Source organism: Amycolatopsis sp. NPDC114505, assembly GCF_055633615.1.
Genome location: NZ_JBVKDV010000001.1, coordinates 474,144 through 495,402, shown reverse-complemented (window position 1 = coordinate 495,402; position 21,259 = coordinate 474,144). Strand labels below are relative to the sequence as shown.

The window sequence follows — 21,259 nt, the reverse complement described above, 5'->3', positions numbered from 1 at the left end:
TCCCTTTCTTCCGGGGCGCGTGTTACGAAGCCGCGGCGTGTTTGTGTGCCGGGGAGCCCACGCCCAGCAGTTCCTCTATTGCCGCTACCGCCAGGGTTGCCGCATCGCCTTCGCCGTATGGGTTTCCCACCTGTGCTGGCCGTAGCTCGCCGCTCAGTAGACGTGCCGCCGTGTCCGCGATTCGCTCCGTGTCCGTTCCCACCAGCCATGCGCACCCTGCCTCCACGACCTCCACCCGCTCGGTGACGTCGCGTAGGACCAGGACCGGTGTGCCGAACGTCGGTGCTTCCTCCTGGATGCCGCCCGAGTCCGTCAGCACCAGTGATGCCAGGCGCAGTGCGCGGACCAGGTCCGGGTACTCCAGCGGGTCCGTCACCGTTACGCGCGGTAGGCCGCCCAATGCCGCGTCGACCTGGGCGCGGACCTGGGGGTTCGGGTGGGCCGGGAACAGCACCTGCACGTCCGGGTGCTCGGCCACGATCAGCTGTACCGCGGCCAGCGTGCGCTCCAGGGGCTCGCCCCACGACTCGCGGCGGTGCGATGTCACCAGCACCAGCCGCTCGCCCGCCTCCGCGATCTCCATCTCCAGCAGCGCCAGCGCCGTGTCGCGCGCCGGGAGGTCGCGCGCCGCGATCTCCAGCACCGCGTCGACGACCGTGTTGCCCGTGACCGCGATCCGCTGGCGCGCGACGCCTTCCGAGCGCAGTTCGGCGGCCGCGCCGAGCGTCGGGGCCAGGTGCAGCGCGGCCAGACGGGACACCATCTGCCGCGCGCCCTCCTCCGGAAACGGCGCCGTCAGGTCGTGCGTGCGCAGCCCGGCTTCGAGGTGCACCACCGGGATGCCCAGCCAGAACGCGGCCAGCGCGCCGGCGAGGGTCGTCGTGGTGTCGCCCTGGACGACGAGCGCGGCCGGCGAGAACCGGCGCAGCACGTCGTCGAGCGCGGGCAGCAGGCCGGCGACGAGCTCCGCCTGGCCGCCGGTCACGCGCGGCGGCACGTCCAGCCACGCGTCCGCGACCAGGCCGAACGGCGACAGGGCCTGCTCGACCATGCCCGCGTGCTGCCCGCTGTGGACCAGGATCGGCCGCAACGCGGGGTGCGCGTCCAGCGCCAGCGCCAGCGGCGCGAGCTTCAGCGCTTCCGGCCGCGTCCCGGCCAGCAACATCACATCCACCCCGCGGTGCCCCTTCTCCACATCGTCCAGTGTCCAGGAAATCGTTGACAACGGGGCCGCCGGCGTGCGAGGGGCACACGCCGACGGGCCCCGGTCCTCAGTCCCGCGCCCGGGAGAGGCGGCGGTTACGGCGGTGGACCGCGATCAGCGCGACGGTCCCGAGCAGGACCAGGAGCACGCCGACGGCCAGCCACCACCCGACGTCGGCACCGGTGGCGGCGAGGGTGCCCACCCCGCCACCGGCCACGCCGACGCCCGCACCCGGCATCTTGTACATCCGGGCCTCACTCAGGCCTGGGTCGCGCGACGGCGGTAGATGCGCGTGCCGACCGGCAGGGCGATCGCGCCCAGCAGGCCGAGCCCGATCCACAGGCCCGCGCCGGACGCCAGCGGGATCGGCGGCGCGGCCGGGCCGCAGGTCGCCGACGAGACGATGACGTCGCCCGAGCCGAGCGCGCCGACGACCCCGCCGAGCAGCTTCACGTGGAGGGCGTTGACCGTGAGGCTGCCGTCGTCGTTCTTGATCTGCTCGTTGAGGATCACCGTCGCGACGTTGACCAGGCCGACGGCCACCTTGATCTGGGTGTTCGGCGCCGGGTTGGCGTCGACCGCGCCGATGCTGCCGAGCTTCGCGTCGGCCAGCGTGCTGCTGCCCTTGACGCCTTCCTGGGTGGCGGTGCACACGGCTTCGACGGTCTTGACGCCGACGTTGCCCAGTGCGGCCTTGAGCAGCGGCAGGCCGACGTCGGCGGTGGTCGCCTTCGCCGTCACCGCGCCGGAGTTGTCGTCGCGCTTGGCTTCGGTGGTGATCACGCCGGCGGTCAGGATGCCGGCCGCGGTGGCGCTCGCCACGGTGCTCGTCGTCGGGCCCGCGGTGCTGGCGGCCGCGAGCGGGCCCACCTTCACCGCGGGCTGGCCGAGCAGCGTCACGTCGACCTTGACGCCGTAAGCGGAACCGTCGCCGGGCGCGGCCGAAGCGGGCGCCGCGCCGGCGAGCACAACGCTCGCCACGACCGCGGCGAGCAGTCCGCCACGGCGTACGAGGGAGCTCTTCATCAACTGATCCTCCGATTTCGGTGAGGTCTCGAAGATTTCGCAAATCGACTATCGCCAAGCGCGGTCCGAATAGCACACAAAATTTCCCGTATCACCGCATCGGGTATTCTCCGGGACTGTTTCCGCAGGTCGTCGTCGAGGTCACCCGGACGGCCTAGCAAGTTCACGGTTGATGCTGCCGAATGGCCGCTTGGACCCAAGTTCGACGAATCGACCCCGAGAGGACCTTCGTGGCCGTAGCGAGCGCTCCGAACTCAGGCATGACGAGGTTTCCGCTGGTCATCGCGCTCGGCGCGCTGGCCGCCGCGGGGGTCGCGGTGGTGCTGGCCGAGCGGTTCTACCGCGAACTGGAAGTGCGTCTCGCCGGCGCCATCCTCGACGTCATCACTACATCGGGTGTTTATGTCGCGCCCGAACGGGAGTCCGTTTACTTTGGGTTGAGCAGTGCTACTCCATTGGGGTTGAGAATGACCCCGGAATGCTCGTCGGCGTTCCTTTTGCTGCCCCTGCTCGTTGTGACCATGGCCATGCTGTACTTCCGGCCCGCCAATGTGAAGCGGCTCTTCTTTTCCCTCGGCATTTCCGCGCTCGTCGTCGTGCTGGCGAATCAGCTGCGCATTCTGACGATCGTCGGGCTGGTGCACGAGTACGGCACGGACGAGGGCTACTACTGGGGCCACACGCTGCTCGGCTCGATGGTCAGCGTGTTCGGCGGCGCCGTCTCGCTCGTCCTGTTCGTCTGGCTGGCCACCCGGAAGAAGAAGGCATGAGCGTCAAGGTCCTGCTGGCGATCACGCAGGCGTTCGCGCTCACGATGAGCGTGGCGTTCCTGGTGTACGTGGTCTTGATCGTCGTGCCGTACCTGCGCCGCAAGCCGGCCCCGGTGGGCGACCCGGCGGACTTCACGTGGCACTTCTTCGTGCCGTGCCGCGACGAGGAGTCGGTCATCCGCGAGACCGTGCGCTACCTGCGCACGACGTTCCGCAAGGCGCACGTCTGGGTCGTCGACGACGACTCCGACGACCGCACGGCCCGCGTCGTCCGGATGCTGTGGCGGCGCCACGGCGGCCCCGACCCGTACCTGCACCTCGTGCCGCGCGTGCGGCCCGAAGCCCGGACTGGCAAGGGTGACGCGCTCAACGCCGCCTACCGGGCGCTCAACGAGTGGATGGGCCCGGAAGCGGCGCGCGACGACGTCGTCGTGGTGGTGGTCGACGCCGACGGCCGCCCGGCCCCGAACTGCCTGGAGGTCTGCGCGGCGGACCACCTCTTCGGCGACGCGGGGATCGGCGCGGTCCAGCTCGACGTCTGGATGAGCAACGTCGCGACGCCGCCGCCGACGCGCAACCCCGTCGGACGCTGGTTCGGCCTGAAGCTCGCGCAGCTGCAGGACCTCGAGTTCCGTACGGCGATCGCGGCGATCCAGACGTCCCGCGGCTTCACCGGCACGATCTCCATGGGCGGCAACGGCCAGTTCACCCGGCTCACCGCGCTCGACTCGATCGCCGGTTCCGACGAACAGCCGTGGCGCGGGTCGCTGCTGGAGGACTTCGAGCTGGGCGTCCACCTGCTGACGGAAGGCTGGCGCACCGGGTTCACGCCGGATTCCCATGTGGCGCAGGAAGGTCTCTACAGCCTGCGGCGGTTCCTGGTGCAGCGCACGAGGTGGGGCCAGGGCACCATGCAGTGCGCCCGCTACCTGCGGCGGATCTGGGACTCGCCGCACGTCAGCACGCTCGGCGCGGCGGAGATGATGTACTACCTGGCCCAGCCGTGGCTGCAGCTGCTCGGCTCGCTGCTGTACCCGATCCCGTTCATCCTGCTGATCGCGAGCACGGCGGGCGATCCGGCGCAGATGTGGGCGTGGTTCACCGGCGGCGCGTGGATCCTCTTCGCCATCTACGGTTCGTTCGGGCTGCTGCCGTTCCTCGTCTGGGGGCCGATCTACCAGCTGAAGTGCTTGCGCAGCAAGAACATCCTGCGCGGGATCGGTCTCGGCTTCGCGTACGCGGCGTACATCTACACGTTCTACGTGACGTCGTGGCGCGCGTTGTTCCGGCTGGTCCGCGGCCGCAACGGCTGGGCGAAGACGCGCCGCAACACCGAACAGGCGGCCGGGGCGAAGGTCGCGCTCGACGCGTGAGCGCGACCTCCGCCGCCGGTCAGAAGGCCGGCAGGATCCGGACGTCGTCCGCCTTGACGAACGCGATCCGGTGCCCGAACTGGATCTGGACGTACTTGAGCTTGCCCTTCACGACCACGTGGTCGGCCACGTCGAACGTCGTGGCCGAGTAGTACTCCGAGCCGACCGTCCCGGCCGAGGAGTACCGCTGCCCGGCCGCGAGCGTGTACGGCAGCGGCGTGATCGCCTGCACCGTCACGTTCGCCGGGTAGGCCTCGGGCTCGGGGTAGGCGCGCCCGTAGACCGGGATCGTCGCGAGGCCGGGTTTCGGCGTCACGACCAGGCCGATCGCCGGCTTGGCGACGCGGGCGTTGCGCGGATTGTGGAACCAGCCCTTCTGCCCGAGGTACCAGATCGCCGTCCAGTCGCCGCTGACGCCGGCGACGGCGTACTGCTGCCCGGTCGCGACCCGGCTGCCGACGTCGGCGACGTCCATAGTGGACGCCGAGCCGTCGGTGTGGAGGCCGACGTCCTTCAGCAGCGGCGAAGCGTCATTCGGCTCGGAGTGCAGCACGACGGCCTCGGATCCCCGCGCCGCGCACGGGGTCCCGGGGCTGTCGCAGCCGGTGAAGATCGGCTGGTTCTTCGCGAAGTCCGGGTCGATGGTGACCAGCGACGAGCCGGGCAGCCCGAACCCGCCGAGCGGCGCGCCCAGCAGGTCGAAGTAGTGCGACCAGTCCCAGTAGGGGCCCGGGTCCCAGTGCATGCCCTTGATCGTCGACGGGATCGTGCCCGGCACGTTGTCGTGCCCGATGATGTGCGCCCGGTCGAGCGGGATGCCGTACTTGCGCGAGAGGTAGCCGACGAGCTTCGCGCTCGAGCGGTACATCGCTTCGGTGTACCAGGTGCCCTTCGCGGCGAAGCCCTCGTGCTCGATGCCGATGGACTTCGCGTTGACGTACCAGTTCCCGGCGTGCCAGGCGACGTCCTTGGTCGGCACGTGCTGCGCGATCAGGCCGTCGGCCGAGCGGATGGTGTAGTGCCAGCTCACGTACGTCGGGTCCTGGGCGAGGTCGAGGACGTTGTCCCAGTAGCCCTCGGTGTCGTGGATGACGATGTGGTCGATCTTCTGGCTGACCGGCCGGTTGGCGAGGTCGTGGTTGCCGTAGTCGTCGTTCGGCAGCTCCTGGTAGGGAGCGGGGACGGACTCGCAGGCGACTGTCCGCGGGCATTCGACGTTCGCCGGGTTCCCGGCGTGCTGCGCGACGGCGACGTCCGGCGTCGCGGCCAGGCTGACCTGCTGGCCGTCGTCGGTGGTCCGCGAGATGCCGGTCTTGATGGTCTCGAAGACCTCGTCGGCGAAGGTCTGCGCGGCGGTCTTTTCGGTTGAGCCGCTGTACTGCGCGACCGCGTCGTACCAGTCGGTCTTCCCGGCGTGGTACTTCGCGAGCAGCGCGGCCCCGCCCCGGATGTTCTGGGCGGGGTCGGTGCGGAGGGTCTCGGCTTTCTGGCCGGTGAGCTGCGCGGCTTCGTCGATCGTCTGCAGCCCCTGCGGCGGGGCGGCCGGGCCGGCCTTCGGGTGCAGCGCCGGGCGGGCGTCGTCGCCGCGCGGGTCTTCGGTGCCTTCGTCGTGGTGGCTGGTCGCGATGCCGGCTTCACGCAGGTCGGTGAGGTGCATCGGGCCGTAGCCGGCGGACGTGCTGGGCGTGCCGGCGTTGAAGTCCCAGCGGGATTCGAGGTAGGAGACGCCGAGGAGGACGTTCTCCGGTACGCCGAACTCGCTTGCCGCGGCGGCGAAGTCGCGTTGGCGTTGTTCGTTGGTGGCGGCTTGGGCCTGGGCCGGAGCCGCGGCGGCCAGGCCGGTGAGGAGAGTTGCGGCGGCGATGAGCGCCGCTGATCTCGGGAGGGGACGGGAGGACATGGGCATAAACCCCCAGGGTTCAGGTGCCAGACGGTGAGAACCTAACCAGAAACTCACGGTGGGGGTAGAGGCCATCCCTCGCTTGTCCGAGCGTTCAACACCGGTCATCCGGCGTCAAGGGCGCCTTCGGCGTCGCTTCGCGATGAGCTTCGCTCACCCTTGACCCCGGCTGCCCGGTGCTGACTGCGGCAGGGGCGAGGGGCGGGGGCGGTGTAGGGCTTGCCGCCGGTCAGAGGGCTGCCGGGCTCGCTTCACGCGCCGGAGACCACCCTCCTTGCACGACTGGCACTCACGTGGCTAGAGTGCTAATCGCACGGCCCGACAGCCCCGGCACCCGCGACGGCGGGGGTGGTAGAGCCGTAACTACATCCTGCCGACGCTTTCGACGACCGTGGAGGTCAACCCGGTGAGCGTGAACATCAAGCCGCTCGAGGACAAGATCGTTGTCCAGACGAGTGAGGCCGAGGAGACGACCGCTTCCGGCCTCGTCATCCCCGACACCGCCAAGGAGAAGCCCCAGGAGGGCAAGGTTCTGGCCGTGGGCCCGGGCCGGATCGACGACAAGGGCAACCGCGTCCCGCTGGACGTGAACGTCGGTGACGTCGTCATCTACTCGAAGTACGGCGGCACCGAGGTCAAGTACAACGGTGAGGACTACCTCATCCTGTCCGCCCGCGACGTGCTGGCCGTCATCAACTGACGTCCGCTCGCAGCGCATGACGCCCCGGGCCCCGCACAACGCCGGGGGACGGGGCGTTCTTGCGTCTCAGAGACACCGGAAGGTAAGCGGAACACGCTATGCCCAAGCAGATCAAATTCGACGAGGACGCTCGTCGCGCGCTGGAGCGCGGGGTGAACAAGCTCGCCGACGCCGTCAAGGTCACCCTCGGCCCGCGCGGTCGCCACGTCGTGCTCGACAAGAAGTTCGGCGGGCCGACCATCACCCTCGACGGCGTGACCGTCGCCCGTGAGATCGAGCTCGACGACCCGTTCGAGAACCTCGGCGCGCAGCTCGCCAAGAGCGTCGCCACCAAGACCAACGACGTCGCCGGTGACGGCACCACGACCGCGACCGTGCTCGCGCAGTCGCTGGTGAAGGTCGGCCTGCGCAACATCGCGGCCGGTGCGAACCCGTCCTCGATCGGCCGTGGCATCGAGGCCGCCGCGGAGAAGGTCATCGAGGTCCTCAAGGCCAAGGCCACCCCGGTCAAGGGCCGCGAGAACATCGCCCAGGTCGGTACCGTCACCTCCCGCGACGCCAACATCGGCGCCCTGCTCGGCGAAGCCGTCGAGAAGGTCGGCGAAGACGGCGTCATCACCATCGAGGAGTCGTCGACCCTGGCGACCGAGCTGGTGATCACCGAGGGTGTCCAGTTCGACAAGGGCTTCCTCTCGGCGCACTTCGCGACCAACCCGGAGGAGCAGAAGGCGATCCTCGAGGACGCCTACATCCTGCTCGTCCGCGAGAAGATCTCGTCGCTGGCGGACCTGCTGCCGGTGCTCGAGAAGGTCGTCGAGGCCAAGAAGCCGCTGCTGATCATCGCCGAGGACGTCGACGGCGAGGCGCTGTCCACCCTCGTGGTGAACTCGCTGCGCAAGACGATCACCGCCGTCGCGGTCAAGGCGCCGTTCTTCGGCGACCGCCGCAAGGCGTTCCTGGACGACCTCGCGGTCGTCACCGGTGGCGAGGTGATCTCCACGGAGATCGGCATGAAGCTGGCGGACGCGGACCTCGGCGCGCTCGGCAGTGCCCGGCGCATCGTCGTCACCAAGGACGACACCACCATCGTGGACGGCGCCGGCACCAAGGACGCCACCCAGGCGCGGATCGCCCAGATCCGCAAGGAGATCGAGAGCACCGACTCCGACTGGGACCGCGAGAAGCTGCAGGAGCGCCTGGCGAAGCTGGGCGGCGGTGTCGCGGTGATCAAGGTCGGCGCGGCCACCGAGACCGAGCTCAACGAGCGCAAGCACCGCATCGAGGACGCCGTGGCGGCGACCAAGGCGGCCGTCGAAGAGGGCATCCTGCCCGGCGGTGGCTCGGCACTGGTGCACGCGGTCAAGGAGCTCGAAGACGGCCTCGGCCTCGAGGGCGACGAGGCGACCGGTGTCCGCATCGTGCGCGACGCGCTGTCCGCCCCGCTGTTCTGGATCGCGACCAACGCGGGCCACGAGGGCGCGGTCATCGTCAACAAGGTCCGGGAGCAGGGCTGGGGGCACGGTTTCAACGCCGCCACCGGCGAGCTGACCGACCTGCTGGCCGCCGGCATCGTCGACCCGGTCAAGGTGACCCGGTCCGCGGTGGCGAACGCCGCTTCGATCGCGCGCCTCGTGCTGACCACGGAGAGCTCGGTCGTCGAGAAGCCGGCCGAGGAAGAGCCCGCCGCGGGCGGCCACGGCCACTCGCACTGACGCGGTTCACGACGAACGGGGCGGCACTCCAGCCGGAGTGCCGCCCCGTTGCGTTCCCGGGAAGCACGGAGGGCGGCACCCCACCCGGTGCCGCCCTCCGTTGTCTGTGGCCGCTCAGCCGCCGGACATGCTGAGCGCGCGTTTGTCGGACTTGATGAGGTGCTCGCGTTCGGACTCCGAGAGCCCGCCCCAGATGCCGTAGGGCTCGTGCACCGCGAGCGCGTGGCTGCGGCACATCTCCAGGACGGGGCAGCTCAGGCAGACCGCCTTCGCCCTGGCCTCCCGCCGTGCCCGCGCCGGGCCGCGCTCGCCGTCCGGGTGAAAGAAGGACGCGCTGTCCATCCCCCGGCACGACCCTTCGAGCTGCCAGTCCCACATGTCGGCGTTGGGTCCTGGGAGCCTGCGCGTGTCTGCCATCCTGACCGCCTCCGTCAATCGGTCGATGCCGCTAGCTGCTCTGCTGTGGTGCCGATACTCCATTCGGTGCAACGGCGGTAACGTTAGAAGCGCGCCAATAGTTGTTCAAGCGATTCGGGTCGATTCAGCCGTTAGGCATCCCCCGGATGTGTGAGCAGGGGTTTCGCCTCCGGTTGCCGACTCCGCTGAGTGCCTGGATATTGAGGCTCGTGGGAGCTGGGTCGGGTACCGAAGAACCCACCCTGCCGGTGGCCTCGGTCGCCCGCCGGCTCGGGGTCGCGCCGTCCACCCTCCGAACCTGGGACCGCCGCTACGGGCTCGGCCCGAGCCGGCACACCGACGGCCGTCACCGCCGCTACGGCAGCTCCGACATCGGCCGGCTCGAACTGATGCAGCGGGCGTTGCTGAGCGGCGCGTCGACGGCCGAGGCCGCGCGCTACGCCCTCGAGCAGATGCCGCGGTCCGGACTGCCCCAGCCGGAAGGCCCCGAGGATCCGCCCGGCGGTTCCGGTGTCGACGACGGGCTCGAGGTGCGGTCCCGCCTCGCCCGCCGCCTGAGCACGGCCGCGCTCGCGATGGACGTGGGCGCGGTCCAGCGCATGCTCGCGGACACGATCGCCGAGCTCGGCGTCCTCCCGGCGTGGGCGGGCGTGCTCGAGCCGGTGCTGTCGGCGCTGGGGGCCCGCTGGCGCGGGGCGAGCGCGGGCGCGGAGGTCGAGTACCTGCTGGCGGAGTGCGTGTTCGCGGCGCTGGTCCGCGCGACCCCGGTGCTCGACGAGCCGCGCAACACGCGTCCGGTGCTGCTCGGATGCGTCCCGGAGGAGCGCGACTCGATGCCGATGTACGCGCTCGCGGCCTCGCTGGCCGGCCGCCGCATCGGGGCCCAGCTGTTCGGGGTGCCGCTGCCGGCGGAGGTGCTGGCGGTGGCGGTCCGCCGGAGCGCCCCGGCCGCGGTGGTGCTGTGGGCGCACCGGCGCGGGGTGGCGGACACGCGGTTGTTCGCGCGGGTCTCGCGGGGGCGGCAGCGGAGCCGGTTGTTCGCGTGCGGGCCCGGGTGGGACCCGGCGGGGCTGCCGGACAAGGTGGAGCTGCTGGCGGACCTGCCGGGAGCGGCGGACCGCATCGAGCACGTCCTGGTCGGCGGGCGCCGCTAGCCGGTCCGGGTGCGAGGACATGACGTCGGCGACTTCGATCATGTTTCTGTCGGTGCCACCCGCTAGAAAGGACCCGTGCACGAACCCGCCCTCAGGGCCGCCGCGTTCGGGAGCGATCCGCTGCCCGATCCCGCCGTCACGCGCGGCCACGGCGGCCCCAGAGCGCGGCTGCTCGCCGCTGTCGTCCTCGGTGCCCGGGGGCGCTATGCCGCCGCCGCGGCTCTCCTGGACGCTCTCAGGGGCGGGGCCGACCCACTCCACGCCTCCCTCGCCGCCAGCACCCTCGCCGCCCACCGGCGGCAGCTGGGCGGCCACCGGCAGGCCCGCGCGCTCGACGGCGAGGCCTTCGCGAAAGCCGTGGGCCTGACGAGCGACCCGGACCCCGACGGCCTCGACGCGGCGGGCGCGCGAGCCGACGCCCTCCTCGGCCTGGCCGCCGACAACCTCGCCCTCGGACGGCTCCGGGCCGCGCGGCGGCTCGCCGGGCGGGCGGCGGCCGAAGCCGACGGCTGGCGCGCGACGGTCCGTGGCGGCTGGGTCGGCGCCGAGATTGAGCTCGCCGCTGGTCAGGGCGCCGCCGCCGTGCCGCCCGCCGAGCGCGCATTCGAAACCGCCCGTGCCCGCGGTGCGCGGCGGCACACCGTGAAATCCGGGATTGTGCTGGCCGTGGCCCTGCGAGCCGCCGGGGCTCCCGATCACCGGGAGATTTCGGACGGCCTTGTCGGAAATGCAATGGCGACCGCCGAGGAATGCGAACTCCTTTCACTTTTGTGGCCGGCGGCCCTCGTCATGGCCGATGTGCGCCCAGGACACGCCGAGGAGTATCGATTCAGAGTCGCGCAGGTGTTGCACGCAGTGTTACGAAGCGCAGATCCTGGCGGAAGGAGGATCGCGGGGGAATCGCCATGGGTCCCCGCCCCGGGTGGTTGAGCCGTCGGAATGGGGTGTTCCGGCATCCGGGCTAAGAAACTTCAAAAAAAGCCACCGGATCGTGTCAAGGTTCGGGCTAAAGCGTCCGATAGGGGAAGTGGAATGTCACCCGGCTGCAGGAAGGAAACCCCGTGACGACGGTCTTGATCTGCGACGACCGACGCAGTGTCCGTGAAGGGCTCACCCGAGTGATGTCCGCGGTCCCTGGGGTCAGTCGCATCGACTGCGTAGCGCACGGTGACGAGCTGCTGGCCCGGTACTCCCGTCAGCCCGTCGATGTCGTGCTGGTCGGAACGCAACGCGCGGTTCCGACAGGTGTCGAAGCCACTCGACGGCTCGTCTCCGCGAACCCCCAGGCGAATGTCATCGTCTTCGGAGCCCCGGACGACGCGGGCAGCATCGCCGCCGCGATCGCCGGCGGTGCCCGCGGCTACCTCCGCTGGGACGCGTCCCGGCCGGAGCTGGTCGCCGCACTGGCCCACACCCTGGCGAGCACCTCGGTGCCCGCGCCCCGTCAGCCGTCCGACCCGGGCGTCCAGCTGACCGAGCGCGAGCTTCAGGTGCTCCGTGGGATGAGCCAGGGCAAGAGCAACGGCCAGATCGGCCGCGAGCTCTACCTGTCCGAGGACACGGTGAAGACCCATGCCCGGCGGCTGTTCCGGAAGCTCGGTGTGCGCGACCGCGCGCAGGCCGTGGCCCACGGCTTCCGTCGCGGCCTGGTCAGCTGACCCGTCCCCGCGGCTTCTCCTCGATCCTGACACGGCCGGAATACAGGTGACGACGGGCCAGGGCGCACCGCCCTGGCCCGCATCTGTGTGGTCCCCATCACACTCCGGCGCCCACCCTGGGCTGCCTCCGGGCGGATTCCCGTCCCGGCACCCGTCCCTCCGACGGATCTCGTAACCCGTGACGCCGTTCGTTCGTTGAACCGAAGGCTTCGACCGCGGGTCCGCAGGACCATCCGTATTTCCGCGCCTCCAGGTGGTGCGGCGCGCCGGGGAACACCGCGCGCGCCGGTCCGAAGCGGGCCGAAGGTACGGTAGCGGTCACCGGTTCGAGGTGGAGGCGACCACGGGCCGGGTTCTTTGCACACCTACGCGTAACACTGGGACTGTTGTCTGCGATGGCCAATGTGGGGGATGGACTGGATGAACCGGTCGCCGCTGCTGTCGAGGGAGACCCCCAAGCAGTGGAGCGGCTGCTGGCTGCCATCCGTCCACTGGTAGTGCGGTATTGCCGCGCCCGGGTTGGCAGGCAGGAGCGATCGTTCGCTTCGGCGGACGACGTTGCGCAGGAGGTGTGTCTCGCGGTGCTAACGGCATTGCCCTCGTACCGCGACCAAGGCCGTCCGTTCCTGGCCTTCGTCTACGGGATCGCCCAGCACAAGGTGGCCGACGCGCACCGCGCCGCGGCCCGCAACCGTGCCGAACCGGTGGCCGAGATCCCCGACGAAGTCGAAGGCGGGGTCGGCCCCGAGCAGCGGGCGCTGCAAGGTGAACTGAACGAGCGGATGTCCCAGTTGTTGCAGGTGCTGCCGGACAAGCAACGGGAGATCGTGGTGCTGCGGGTGGTCGTCGGCCTATCGGCGGAGGAGACCGCGGACGCTGTGGGGTCGACCCCCGGCGCCGTCCGCGTCGCCCAGCACCGCGCCCTCGCGCGGCTGAGAAAGGTCCTGGCCGCGGAGGAGGTGATCTGAGTGACCGGTCACGAGAAGGGCTACGAGCCCGATGACGTCTTCGGAAGTGGCTTGTCGTCGTCGGAGGCGGAGTTCGCCGCCGACCTGTCGGCGGTCCAAGCGGACGACGCGCTGCTCGACGCTCTCGGCGGGTCCGACCCGGCATTGGCCGACGGACTCGGCGACCAGGAGCTCAACGCGTTGCTGGTGGCGTGGCGAAGAGACATCGACAGTGAGCCTCTGGCCGAACTAGTCGACGTCGACACCGCGGTGCGGACCGTCACCACCGCGAGTCTCGCGAAGCAACACGCTTCGAGCGGACGCCGCCGCAGGCTGCTCGTCCCGGTCGCCGTCGCCGCCGCCGTGCTGGCGATCGCGTTCACCGGCACCGGGCTGGCCGCGCGCTCCGCGCAACCCGGCGACACCCTGTGGGGCCTCGCGAAGGTCCTGTACTCCGATCACACCCGCTCGGTCGAGGCGGCCGCGAACGCGAAACTCGACCTCGAGAAGGCGAACCTGGCCATCGCCGGCGGCAACCTCGACGCCGCCCGCGAAGCCCTCGACGCCGCTCAGGCCGCCCTTTCGCAGGTCAGCGACGAGGACAACCGCGACCAGCTGATGGAGCAGCACCGGCAGCTCGCCGCGCAGCTCCAGAACCCGGACGCGCCGGTGCAGGGCCCGACCCAGACGACGTCGACGCAGGTGCCGCCCGGTGCCTCGTCCACGCAGGTGCCGCCGGCCGGCTCGGCGACGTCCATCCCGGGCAGCGGCAGCGGCACCACCAGCCTGCCGGGCACCGGGACGCCGACCCCGACGCCCCCGCCGCCGACCACCACGCCGCCCCCGCCGACCACCGAGCCGCCGCCGTCCACCACGGCCGCGAGCGGCAACGACCCCGGCACGAACACCGGGCGCAGCGAGTCCGCCGTCGGCGGGCAAGGCGCCGGCGGGTAGGAGCTCCGGATACGAGAAAGGCCCTGGTGAGCAAGCTCACCAGGGCCTTTCTGTATGGCTTTAGTAGGCGCTTTCGTTGGCCGTCACACCGTCGGCGAAGCCCCGGCAGTAGTCCCAGCTCACGTAGTCGCCGGGGTTCGGGTCGTAGGCCGGCTCGTGCGGGCGCATCCGCCCGTCGGCCAGGAGCTGCTCCAGGCTGGCCCGCAGGAGGTGCCAGTCGTGGTAGTGCGGTTCGTCGCACTCACCGCAGTCCACGACGATCCCGCGGACCCCGCGGGGCTCGAGGAGTGCCTGGTAGACGGCCAGATCGGAGAGATCGGCCAGCAGCTCGGTGCGTTCGGAGTCGCTGATCGGCTCGTCCAGCCGGTCCTCGTCGACGAGGAACGCCCGGGCCGGGTCGTCCGGGTCGTCCGCGAACGGGTCTGGAGGCAGGACATCATGCGCCACGGCCTGCACGGTACCGGGCGGTCCCCGCGGCTCGCCCACCGCCCGGGGCAGGCCCGCGCGCCGGATATCATGAGGGGAAGGCTCCGAGTCGCCACAGCGACCCCGCTCATCCCGCGTCAGGAAGGCCCTTCACCCGCTATGACCAGCGACGGCATCACCGCCCCCATGCCGGCCAAGTTCGCCATGCTCGGCCTGACCTTCGACGACGTGCTGCTGCTGCCCGCGGAATCGGACGTCGTGCCCAGCGCGGTGGACACCGGCACGCGGCTGACCCGGAACATCACCCTCGGCATCCCGCTGGTCTCCGCCGCCATGGACACCGTCACCGAGGCGCGGATGGCCATCGCCATGGCCCGCCAGGGCGGCATCGGCGTGCTCCAGCGCAACCTGCCGATCGACGAGCAGGCCGCCGCCGTCGAGGTCGTGAAGCGGTCCGAGGCGGGCATGGTCACCGACCCGGTCACCTGCTCGCCCGACGCGACGCTGGCCGAGGTCGACGCGCTGTGCGCGAAGTTCCGCATCTCCGGGGTGCCGGTGGCCGACGCGTCCGGCGCGCTGGTGGGCATCATCACCAACCGCGACATGCGCTTCGAGGTCGACCACAGCCGCCCGGTGTCCGAGGTCATGACGAAGGCGCCGCTGGTCACCGCCCAGGTCGGCGTGTCCGCGAGCGCCGCGCTCGGCCTGCTGCGCCGGCACAAGATCGAGAAGCTGCCGATCGTCGACGGCGCGGGCAAGCTGCGCGGGCTGATCACGGTCAAGGACTTCGTGAAGACCGAGCAGTACCCGAAGGCGACGAAGGACCCGGACGGCCGCCTGATCGTCGGCGCCGCGGTCGGCGTCGGCCCGGACGGTCACAAGCGCGCGATGGCGCTGGCCGACGCGGGCGTCGACGTCCTGATGGTCGACACCGCGCACGGGCACTCCCGCGCGGTCGTCGACACGGTCTCGCTGCTGAAGAAGGAGCTGGGCGACGCGGTCGACATCGTCGGCGGCAACGTCGCGACCCGGGCGGGCGCGCAGGCGCTGGTCGACGCGGGCGCGGACGGCGTCAAGGTCGGCGTGGGCCCGGGCTCGATCTGCACCACCCGGATCGTCGCCGGTGTCGGCGTCCCGCAGATCTCCGCGATCTACGAAGCCGACCAGGCGTGCCGCCCGGCGGGCGTCCCGGTGATCGGCGACGGCGGCATCCAGTACTCCGGCGACATCGCGAAGGCGATCGCGTCCGGCGCGTCCACGGTCATGCTGGGCAGCCTGCTGGCCGGCACCGCCGAGTCGCCCGGCGACCTGATCCTGGTCAACGGCAAGCAGTTCAAGGTCTACCGCGGGATGGGCTCGCTCGGCGCGATGCAGTCGCGTGGCCAGGCGAAGTCGTACTCCAAGGACCGCTACGCCCAGGACGACGTGCTGAGCGAGGACAAGCTGGTCCCCGAGGGCATCGAAGGTCGCATCCCGTTCCGCGGGCCGCTGGCCAACGTCGTGCACCAGCTCGTCGGCGGCCTGCGCTCGGGCATGGGCTACGCGGGCGCGAACACGATCGCGGAGCTGCAGGAGGCCCAGCTGGTCCGGATCACCGCGGCCGGCCTCAAGGAGAGCCACCCGCACGACATCACGATGACCGTCGAGGCCCCGAACTACACGACGCGTTAGTCCGCCCTTTCGATCGTTCCCGTCCTGGTCGTGGGCCGCGAAACTCGGCCCATGACCAGGATGGCGATTTCGCGACGGACGGTGGCGGCGGTGACCGCGGCGGCGCTGCTGGGCCTCGGCGGCGGGGCCGCGGCTTCGGCGGCCGACACACCGGCCGCACCGGCGCAGGTCCAGTCACCCGGTGAGCTCTGGAAGCGCACCGAGCTGTTCTTCGGCACCGGCAAGCCGGACGGCACCGAGGTGACCGACAAGGAGTTCGCGGCCTTCTCCGACCGGGAGATCACCCCGGCCTTCCCGGACGGCTTCACGCGGCTCGACGGCAGCGGACAGTGGCGTGGCGGCTCCGGCGTGATCGTGCGGGAACACACCCATGTGGTGGTACTGCTCTACCCGTTCGCCGATCGCGATGCCGAGCGGGAGATCGAAGGCCTGCGCGCCGATTACGAAAAGCAGTTCCAGCAGGAGTCGGTACTGCGTTCGGACTCGGTGGAGAAGGTCTCCTTCTGAGTTTTCGTAACCTAGCGTGCTTACGGTAATCGGCCTATCGCCTTACGTGGCCACTTTAGTGTGCACTGAACGGCATGACGATCAGCCGCTTCACGCGCGTGCTGCGCACGGTGTTCTTCACGGCCGTCGCGCTCGTGTCGCTGTTCCTCGGCGGGATCGTCTGCCTGATGTGCCAGGTGCTGGCCGGTCGCGACGCGCCCACCTACCGCGTCGAAGGGCACATCGTGTCCCACGAGCAGGGAGCGCTCCCCGTCGGCGGCGACGAGAACGCGGTCAGCCACACCATCGCGGTCGGCGCCGGGAACCGGCTCTACCGCGTCACGGCCGTCGGTCCCGACCTCGACCTGCCCGCCGGCCAGCCGGTCGCGCTCGACGTCTCGACGGCGGACGGCGGCATCGCCTACCTCCGCGCCGGCGGCGGCGTGATCGACCTGCGGCCGGGCGTGATCCGGCCGGTGCTGCTGATCTGCGCGGCCCTGCTCGCACTGGGCGCGGTGTACTTCGGCGCGGTCCGGCTGAGCGTCTACCCACCGGTGGCGACCTGGCTGGCCCTGGTCCTGGGCGCGCTGCTGGCGCCGGTCGTCGTGTTCGTGCGGGTGTAGCCGTGGCCGGGAGACTCGTCTTCCCCGCGGTGAGCGCGGCCATCGCCGGGGCCGCGCTGACCCTCGGGACGTGGGGGGTCCTCGACGCGGGCGGACCGGCGGAGCGGGAAGAAGCCACCGTCGAGAGCCGGGGCCAGCACGACTCGAGCTCGACGGGCCACCGGTACGACCTCGTCCTCCGCACGGCGGCCGGCGAGCGCTTCGAGGTCGAGTCGGGCGACGCGAGCCTCGACCTGGAGCCGGGAGTGCCGGTCCGCCTGGATGTTGCCGAGTTCGGGCGGTCGGTGCAGGCCGTGGAGGCCGGCGGTCACCGGGTGAGGGTCGGGAATTCGCCCGTCGCCGTCGGCGTCTTCGTGGCGGCGATCGCGGTCATGGCACTGGTCTTCACGCTGATCTGTGTCGCGGAAGCGGACCGGCGCGCACTGGCCGCGTTGACCGCGACGGCCGGGTTCGTGGCGGGCGCACTGCCGGTGTTGCTGCTGTTCTAACCCCCGTGCGCGGGTCACCCACGCGGACTAGCGACAATGGGGCACGGCAGATTGTCGTCGTCGGAGGAGGCTTCACGTGCGGGACCTGGTCGAGATCGGGATGGGCCGCACCGCGCGGCGGGCTTATGACCTCGACGACGTCGAGATCGTGCCGTCGCGGCGGACCCGGTCGTCTTCGGTGGTGTCCACTTCCTGGCAGATCGACGCCTACCGCTTCGACCTGCCGCTCGTCACGCACCCGACGGACGCGATCGTCTCGCCCGGCACCGCGGTCGCCGTCGGCGAGCTGGGCGGCCTGGGCGTGCTGAACGCCGAGGGCCTCTGGGCGCGGCACGCGAACGTCGAGGACGCCATCTTCCAGCTGGTCCGCGCGGCCGAGGACCTCGAGGACCCGACCGCGGTCGGCCGCGTGCTGCAGGAGCTGCACGCCGCGCCGATCCGGCTCGACCTGCTGACCGAGGCGATCAAGACGGTCCGCGAGTCCGGCGTCACGGTGGCCGCGCGCGTGAGCCCGCAGCACGCCGCCGAGCTGACCCCGGACCTGATCGCGGCGGGCGTCGAGATCCTGGTCGTGCAGGGCACGATCATCTCGGCCGAGCACGTGGTGCGCGAGGCCGAGCCGCTGAACCTCAAGGACTTCATCGGCCGACTCGACGTGCCGGTGATCGCCGGCGGCGTCAGCGACTACCGCACGGCGATGCACCTGATGCGCACCGGCGCCGCGGGCGTCATCGTCGGCCACGGCTACACCCCGGGCGTGACGAGCACGGACCGCGTCCTCGGCATCGGCGTCCCGATGGCCACGGCGATCATCGACGCGGCGGCCGCCCGCCGCGACTACCTCGACGAGACGGGCGGCCGCTACGTCCACGTCCTCGCCGACGGCGGCATGACGGTGTCGGGCGACATCGCCAAGGCCATCGCGTGCGGCGCGGACGCGGTCATGCTCGGCTCACCGCTGGCCGCCGCACAGGACGCGCCGGGGCAGGGCCTGTACTGGACGGCGGCGGCGGCGCACCCGTCCCTGCCACGCTCGCGCGTGGCGGCCGGGCCGGACTACGCCGTCGACCTCAAGACCCTCCTGTTCGGGCCGTCATCCGACGCGGAAGGCGTGGTGAACCTGTTCGGTGCGCTCCGTCGTGCGATGGCGAAGACGGGTTACTCGGACCTCAAGGAGTTCCAGCGGGTGGGGCTCACCGTCCGCCGGTGAGGGTTGACGCGACGGGAACCTTGCTAGTTGCTGGGTTCGGCGGTGGAGACAAACCCGAGCCCGACGCGGACGTAGGTCCGGCGTGTAACCGGGAAGCGCCTGGCCGGGCCGGCGTCGGCATCATTTCGGCAAGCTGGACAAGCGTGGCTGACCAGGGTCTATGCCGCGAAGAGGAAGCTGCGCGCCAGGTCGCGGCGATGGTGCTGGGCAACGCCCGGAGCGGTGGCTGATCGTCGCCCGGCGCCTGACGGTGCCGGGCGACGGATCACTCGAACCGCGAAGGCTCACCTTCCGCCGGTGATGTGCGCGAGGAACGCGGCGAACGCGTTCTCGGAGTAGACGAGGATCGGGCGGGGCACCGGCTGTTTGGTGTCCCGCACCCCGACCACGCCTCGGCCGGCGCCGATCTCGACGCAGGCGTTCTCCTCGAAGTGGCTGTGGCTCGACTTGCGCCAACCGGTGAGCTGCTGGGGGCCCATTTCGGTCCCTCCCGGAAATCGTGTCCCGCCGACGGGTCTCGCCGACGTGGACATCGAGCACTTTGATAATTACCCACAAAGGTCTCGTTGGATGCGCCAAAACGGGTGACTGACGAGTAACTTACCTCTGGTCAGGACGGGAACCCCGGGTTACGCTCAAGGTGTGACTGCCAGTAACACCACCACCAGTGCGGGTGCCCTCGACTACGACGTCGTCGTGGTGGGGTCGGGTTTCGGCGGTAGCGTCGCGGCGCTGCGGCTCACGGAGAAGGGCTACCGGGTAGCCGTCGTCGAGGCGGGCCGGAGGTTCGCCGACGACGAGTTCGCGAAGACGTCGTGGGACCTCAGGCGCTACCTGTGGGCGCCGCAGGTCGGCTGCTACGGGATCCAGCGCATCCACATGCTCAACGACGTCATGGTGCTCGCGGGCGCCGGCGTCGGCGGTGGGTCGCTCGTCTACGCGAACACGCTGTACCGGCCGCTGAAGCCGTTCTACGCGGACAAGCAGTGGTCGCACATCACGGACTGGGAGTCCGAGCTCGCACCGCACTACGACCAGGCGAGCCGGATGCTCGGCGTGGTCACGAACCCGACGATCACGCCGTCGGACGTCGTGATGCGCGACGTCGCGAAGGACATGGGCGTCGCCGATTCGTTCCACCCGACGCCGGTCGGCGTGTACTTCGGCAAGCCCGGGGCGAAGGCCGCAGACCCGTACTTCGGGGGTGCCGGGCCGGAGCGCGTCGGCTGCACCGAGTGCGGCGCCTGCATGACCGGCTGCCGCGTCGGCGCGAAGAACACGCTGGTCAAGAACTACCTCTACCTCGCCGAGCAGGACGGCGCGAAGGTCATCCCGCTGACCACGGTGACGTCCGTGCGGCCGGTCGACGGTGGTTACGAGGTCGACCTGAAGAAGACGGGGACGACGTCCCGGCGCTTCCGGACGACGATCACGGCCGAGAAGGTCGTCTTCGCCGCCGGCACCTGGGGCACGCAGAACCTGCTGCACGCGATGAAGGACACGGGCACGCTGCCCGGGCTGTCGCGGCGGCTGGGCGAGCTGACCCGGACGAACTCCGAGGCGATCATCGGCGCGGCGCGCACCGAGGTCGACGAGAGCCGGAACTTCAGCCGCGGGGTCGCGATCACGTCGTCGATCCACCCGGACGAGAACACCCACATCGAGCCGGTCCGCTACGGCAAGGGCAGCAACGCGATGAGCCTGCTGCAGACGATCGCGACCGACGGGGCGTCGCCGGTCCCGCGCTGGCGGCAGGCCGTGACGTTCATGCTCAAGCACCCGGTGCAGGCGGCGAAGCTGCTCAACGGCTACCGCTGGAGCGAGCGCACGGTGATCCTGCTGGTGATGCAGAGCCTCGACAACTCGATCACGACGTACACGCGCCGCGGGCTGTTCGGCCGCCGCAAGTACACGTCGAAGCAGGGCCACGGCGAACCGAACCCGAGCTTCATCCCGGCGGGCCACGAGGCGAACGAGCGCACGGCGGACCGCATCGGCGGCATCGCGGGCGGCACGTGGGGCGAGATCTTCGACATCCCGCTGACGGCCCACTTCATCGGCGGAGTCCCGATCGGCGCCACGGCCGACGAGGGCGTGATCGACCCGTACCACCGCGTGTTCGGCTACCCGGGCCTGTCGGTGGTCGACGGCGCGGCGATCACGGCCAACCTGGGCGTGAACCCGTCCCTGACGATCACGGCCCAGGCCGAGCGCGCGTTCTCGTTCTGGCCGAACAAGGGCGAGGCGGACCAGCGCCCGGCCCAGGACGCGTCCTACGTCCGTCTGGAGCCGGTGACGCCGAAGAACCCGGCCGTCCCCGCCGACGCCCCGGCGGCGCTGCGACGGTCCTAGCCCGCGACGGCCGACACGCGTACCTGGAAGGCCGACACGCGTACCTGGATGGACGACACGGCCCCCGCGCCGCGGCCGCGGCGTGTCGTCCGGCTGGGTACGCGTGTCGTCCCTTGAGGTACGCGTGTCGTCCGGCTGGGTACGCGGGATCGGACGCCCCGGCGGCACTGCGACGGTCCTAGACTCGG

General features: G+C 70.8%; 22 protein-coding genes. 15 read left to right on the top strand and 7 right to left on the bottom strand.

The annotated features are described in order from the left end of the window. Positions 1-22: 22 nt before the first annotated feature. From wecB to ACZ7OU_RS02425, 3 genes are all read right to left on the bottom strand, one after another. The gene (gene wecB / locus ACZ7OU_RS02435) at positions 23-1,174 is read right to left on the bottom strand and encodes a non-hydrolyzing UDP-N-acetylglucosamine 2-epimerase (protein ID WP_470240755.1); all 1,152 of its coding nucleotides are present in this window, start codon (positions 1,172-1,174) and stop codon (positions 23-25) included. A gap of 97 nt (positions 1,175-1,271) precedes the next feature. Further along, entirely contained in the window at positions 1,272-1,451 is a 180-nt protein-coding gene (locus ACZ7OU_RS02430) for an LPXTG cell wall anchor domain-containing protein (protein WP_284745445.1), read from the bottom strand. An 11-nt stretch (positions 1,452-1,462) separates the two neighbouring features. Beyond that, a complete protein-coding gene (locus ACZ7OU_RS02425) occupies positions 1,463-2,230 on the bottom strand; it encodes a choice-of-anchor P family protein (protein ID WP_470254011.1) in 768 nt (255 codons plus the stop codon). Between the two features lie 260 nt (positions 2,231-2,490). Here ACZ7OU_RS02425 and xrtP point away from each other — a divergent pair, with 260 nt between their 5' ends. Further along, positions 2,491-3,000, top strand: coding sequence for an exosortase P (gene xrtP, locus ACZ7OU_RS02420; protein WP_470255867.1), 510 nt, complete (start codon positions 2,491-2,493; stop codon positions 2,998-3,000). Next, a complete protein-coding gene (locus ACZ7OU_RS02415) occupies positions 2,997-4,373 on the top strand; it encodes a glycosyltransferase (RefSeq protein ID WP_470254010.1) in 1,377 nt (458 codons plus the stop codon). Before xrtP ends, ACZ7OU_RS02415 begins: the two co-directional genes overlap by 4 nt. 19 nt (positions 4,374-4,392) lie before the next feature. Here ACZ7OU_RS02415 and ACZ7OU_RS02410 read toward each other — a convergent pair whose 3' ends face one another. Then, a complete protein-coding gene (locus ACZ7OU_RS02410; RefSeq protein WP_470254009.1) occupies positions 4,393-6,273 on the bottom strand; it encodes an N-acetylmuramoyl-L-alanine amidase in 1,881 nt (626 codons plus the stop codon). A 406-nt stretch (positions 6,274-6,679) separates the two neighbouring features. Between ACZ7OU_RS02410 and groES the strand changes: the two genes are divergently transcribed. Both groES and groL read left to right on the top strand, forming a co-directional pair. Beyond that, positions 6,680-6,973 carry a co-chaperone GroES gene (groES, locus tag ACZ7OU_RS02405; RefSeq protein WP_004559922.1) on the top strand — a complete coding sequence of 98 codons (294 nt, stop codon included), beginning with the start codon at positions 6,680-6,682 and terminating at the stop codon, positions 6,971-6,973. A 98-nt stretch (positions 6,974-7,071) separates the two neighbouring features. After that, entirely contained in the window at positions 7,072-8,685 is a 1,614-nt protein-coding gene (gene groL, locus ACZ7OU_RS02400; protein ID WP_470254008.1) for a chaperonin GroEL, read from the top strand. A 114-nt stretch (positions 8,686-8,799) separates the two neighbouring features. On the opposite strand, the gene ACZ7OU_RS02395 is transcribed toward groL, so the two are convergent. Further along, complete coding sequence (locus ACZ7OU_RS02395) at positions 8,800-9,102, bottom strand: WhiB family transcriptional regulator (RefSeq protein ID WP_043792619.1); 303 nt, start codon at positions 9,100-9,102, stop codon at positions 8,800-8,802. Between the two features lie 248 nt (positions 9,103-9,350). Here ACZ7OU_RS02395 and ACZ7OU_RS02390 point away from each other — a divergent pair, with 248 nt between their 5' ends. The 5 genes from ACZ7OU_RS02390 to ACZ7OU_RS02370 all read left to right on the top strand — a co-directional run bounded on the left by ACZ7OU_RS02390 (position 9,351) and on the right by ACZ7OU_RS02370 (position 13,815). Beyond that, positions 9,351-10,256: a MerR family transcriptional regulator gene (locus ACZ7OU_RS02390; protein WP_470255866.1), complete on the top strand. Its 906-nt coding sequence runs from the start codon at positions 9,351-9,353 to the stop codon at positions 10,254-10,256. Positions 10,257-10,331: 75 nt separating this feature from the next. Then, positions 10,332-11,186 carry a hypothetical protein gene (locus ACZ7OU_RS02385; RefSeq protein ID WP_470254007.1) on the top strand — a complete coding sequence of 285 codons (855 nt, stop codon included), beginning with the start codon at positions 10,332-10,334 and terminating at the stop codon, positions 11,184-11,186. Positions 11,187-11,317: 131 nt separating this feature from the next. Continuing rightward, positions 11,318-11,914, top strand: coding sequence for a response regulator transcription factor (locus ACZ7OU_RS02380; RefSeq protein WP_003073605.1), 597 nt, complete (start codon positions 11,318-11,320; stop codon positions 11,912-11,914). 395 nt (positions 11,915-12,309) lie between these two features. Then, complete coding sequence (locus ACZ7OU_RS02375) at positions 12,310-12,882, top strand: sigma-70 family RNA polymerase sigma factor (protein ID WP_026468912.1); 573 nt, start codon at positions 12,310-12,312, stop codon at positions 12,880-12,882. Next, positions 12,883-13,815 carry an anti-sigma-D factor RsdA gene (locus ACZ7OU_RS02370; RefSeq protein WP_470239465.1) on the top strand — a complete coding sequence of 311 codons (933 nt, stop codon included), beginning with the start codon at positions 12,883-12,885 and terminating at the stop codon, positions 13,813-13,815. It abuts the gene before it with no gap. Between the two features lie 60 nt (positions 13,816-13,875). Here ACZ7OU_RS02370 and ACZ7OU_RS02365 read toward each other — a convergent pair whose 3' ends face one another. Then, on the bottom strand, positions 13,876-14,271 hold the full coding sequence (locus ACZ7OU_RS02365) for a DUF5319 domain-containing protein (RefSeq protein WP_155548925.1): 396 nt from the start codon (positions 14,269-14,271) through the stop codon (positions 13,876-13,878). A 129-nt stretch (positions 14,272-14,400) separates the two neighbouring features. Here ACZ7OU_RS02365 and guaB point away from each other — a divergent pair, with 129 nt between their 5' ends. The 5 genes from guaB (at position 14,401) to ACZ7OU_RS02340 (ending at position 18,719) form a co-directional block, all read left to right on the top strand. Beyond that, on the top strand, positions 14,401-15,912 hold the full coding sequence (guaB, locus tag ACZ7OU_RS02360; protein ID WP_364372430.1) for an IMP dehydrogenase: 1,512 nt from the start codon (positions 14,401-14,403) through the stop codon (positions 15,910-15,912). 51 nt (positions 15,913-15,963) lie between these two features. After that, positions 15,964-16,419 carry a DUF3574 domain-containing protein gene (locus ACZ7OU_RS02355; RefSeq protein ID WP_470254006.1) on the top strand — a complete coding sequence of 152 codons (456 nt, stop codon included), beginning with the start codon at positions 15,964-15,966 and terminating at the stop codon, positions 16,417-16,419. 74 nt (positions 16,420-16,493) lie between these two features. Then, positions 16,494-17,021 carry a hypothetical protein gene (locus ACZ7OU_RS02350; RefSeq protein ID WP_470254005.1) on the top strand — a complete coding sequence of 176 codons (528 nt, stop codon included), beginning with the start codon at positions 16,494-16,496 and terminating at the stop codon, positions 17,019-17,021. A gap of 2 nt (positions 17,022-17,023) precedes the next feature. Then, positions 17,024-17,509, top strand: coding sequence for a hypothetical protein (locus ACZ7OU_RS02345; RefSeq protein ID WP_470239462.1), 486 nt, complete (start codon positions 17,024-17,026; stop codon positions 17,507-17,509). 76 nt (positions 17,510-17,585) lie between these two features. Continuing rightward, a complete protein-coding gene (locus ACZ7OU_RS02340; protein ID WP_470239461.1) occupies positions 17,586-18,719 on the top strand; it encodes a GuaB3 family IMP dehydrogenase-related protein in 1,134 nt (377 codons plus the stop codon). Between the two features lie 284 nt (positions 18,720-19,003). Here the strand turns inward: ACZ7OU_RS02340 and ACZ7OU_RS02335 are convergent, their stop codons facing one another. Beyond that, positions 19,004-19,198 carry a DUF397 domain-containing protein gene (locus tag ACZ7OU_RS02335; protein ID WP_470254004.1) on the bottom strand — a complete coding sequence of 65 codons (195 nt, stop codon included), beginning with the start codon at positions 19,196-19,198 and terminating at the stop codon, positions 19,004-19,006. Between the two features lie 163 nt (positions 19,199-19,361). On the opposite strand from ACZ7OU_RS02335, the gene ACZ7OU_RS02330 reads away from it, so the two are divergent. Then, positions 19,362-21,071, top strand: coding sequence for an FAD-dependent oxidoreductase (locus ACZ7OU_RS02330; protein WP_470254003.1), 1,710 nt, complete (start codon positions 19,362-19,364; stop codon positions 21,069-21,071). Positions 21,072-21,259: the final 188 nt, after the last annotated feature.

Excerpts from the sequence above, each read along its gene's own strand:
- ACZ7OU_RS02430 (WP_284745445.1), bottom strand. The coding sequence starts at position 1,451 with ATGTACAAGATGCCGGGTGCGGGCGTCGGCGTGGCCGGTGGCGGGGTG.
- ACZ7OU_RS02425 (WP_470254011.1), bottom strand. The coding sequence starts at position 2,230 with ATGAAGAGCTCCCTCGTACGCCGTGGCGGACTGCTCGCCGCGGTCGTG.
- xrtP (WP_470255867.1), top strand. The coding sequence starts at position 2,491 with ATGACGAGGTTTCCGCTGGTCATCGCGCTCGGCGCGCTGGCCGCCGCG.
- ACZ7OU_RS02415 (WP_470254010.1), top strand. The coding sequence starts at position 2,997 with ATGAGCGTCAAGGTCCTGCTGGCGATCACGCAGGCGTTCGCGCTCACG.
- ACZ7OU_RS02410 (WP_470254009.1), bottom strand. The coding sequence starts at position 6,273 with ATGTCCTCCCGTCCCCTCCCGAGATCAGCGGCGCTCATCGCCGCCGCA.
- groL (WP_470254008.1), top strand. The coding sequence starts at position 7,072 with ATGCCCAAGCAGATCAAATTCGACGAGGACGCTCGTCGCGCGCTGGAG.
- ACZ7OU_RS02395 (WP_043792619.1), bottom strand. The coding sequence starts at position 9,102 with ATGGCAGACACGCGCAGGCTCCCAGGACCCAACGCCGACATGTGGGAC.
- ACZ7OU_RS02375 (WP_026468912.1), top strand. The coding sequence starts at position 12,310 with ATGGCCAATGTGGGGGATGGACTGGATGAACCGGTCGCCGCTGCTGTC.
- guaB (WP_364372430.1), top strand. The coding sequence starts at position 14,401 with ATGACCAGCGACGGCATCACCGCCCCCATGCCGGCCAAGTTCGCCATG.
- ACZ7OU_RS02355 (WP_470254006.1), top strand. The coding sequence starts at position 15,964 with ATGACCAGGATGGCGATTTCGCGACGGACGGTGGCGGCGGTGACCGCG.
- ACZ7OU_RS02350 (WP_470254005.1), top strand. The coding sequence starts at position 16,494 with ATGACGATCAGCCGCTTCACGCGCGTGCTGCGCACGGTGTTCTTCACG.
- ACZ7OU_RS02335 (WP_470254004.1), bottom strand. The coding sequence starts at position 19,198 with ATGGGCCCCCAGCAGCTCACCGGTTGGCGCAAGTCGAGCCACAGCCAC.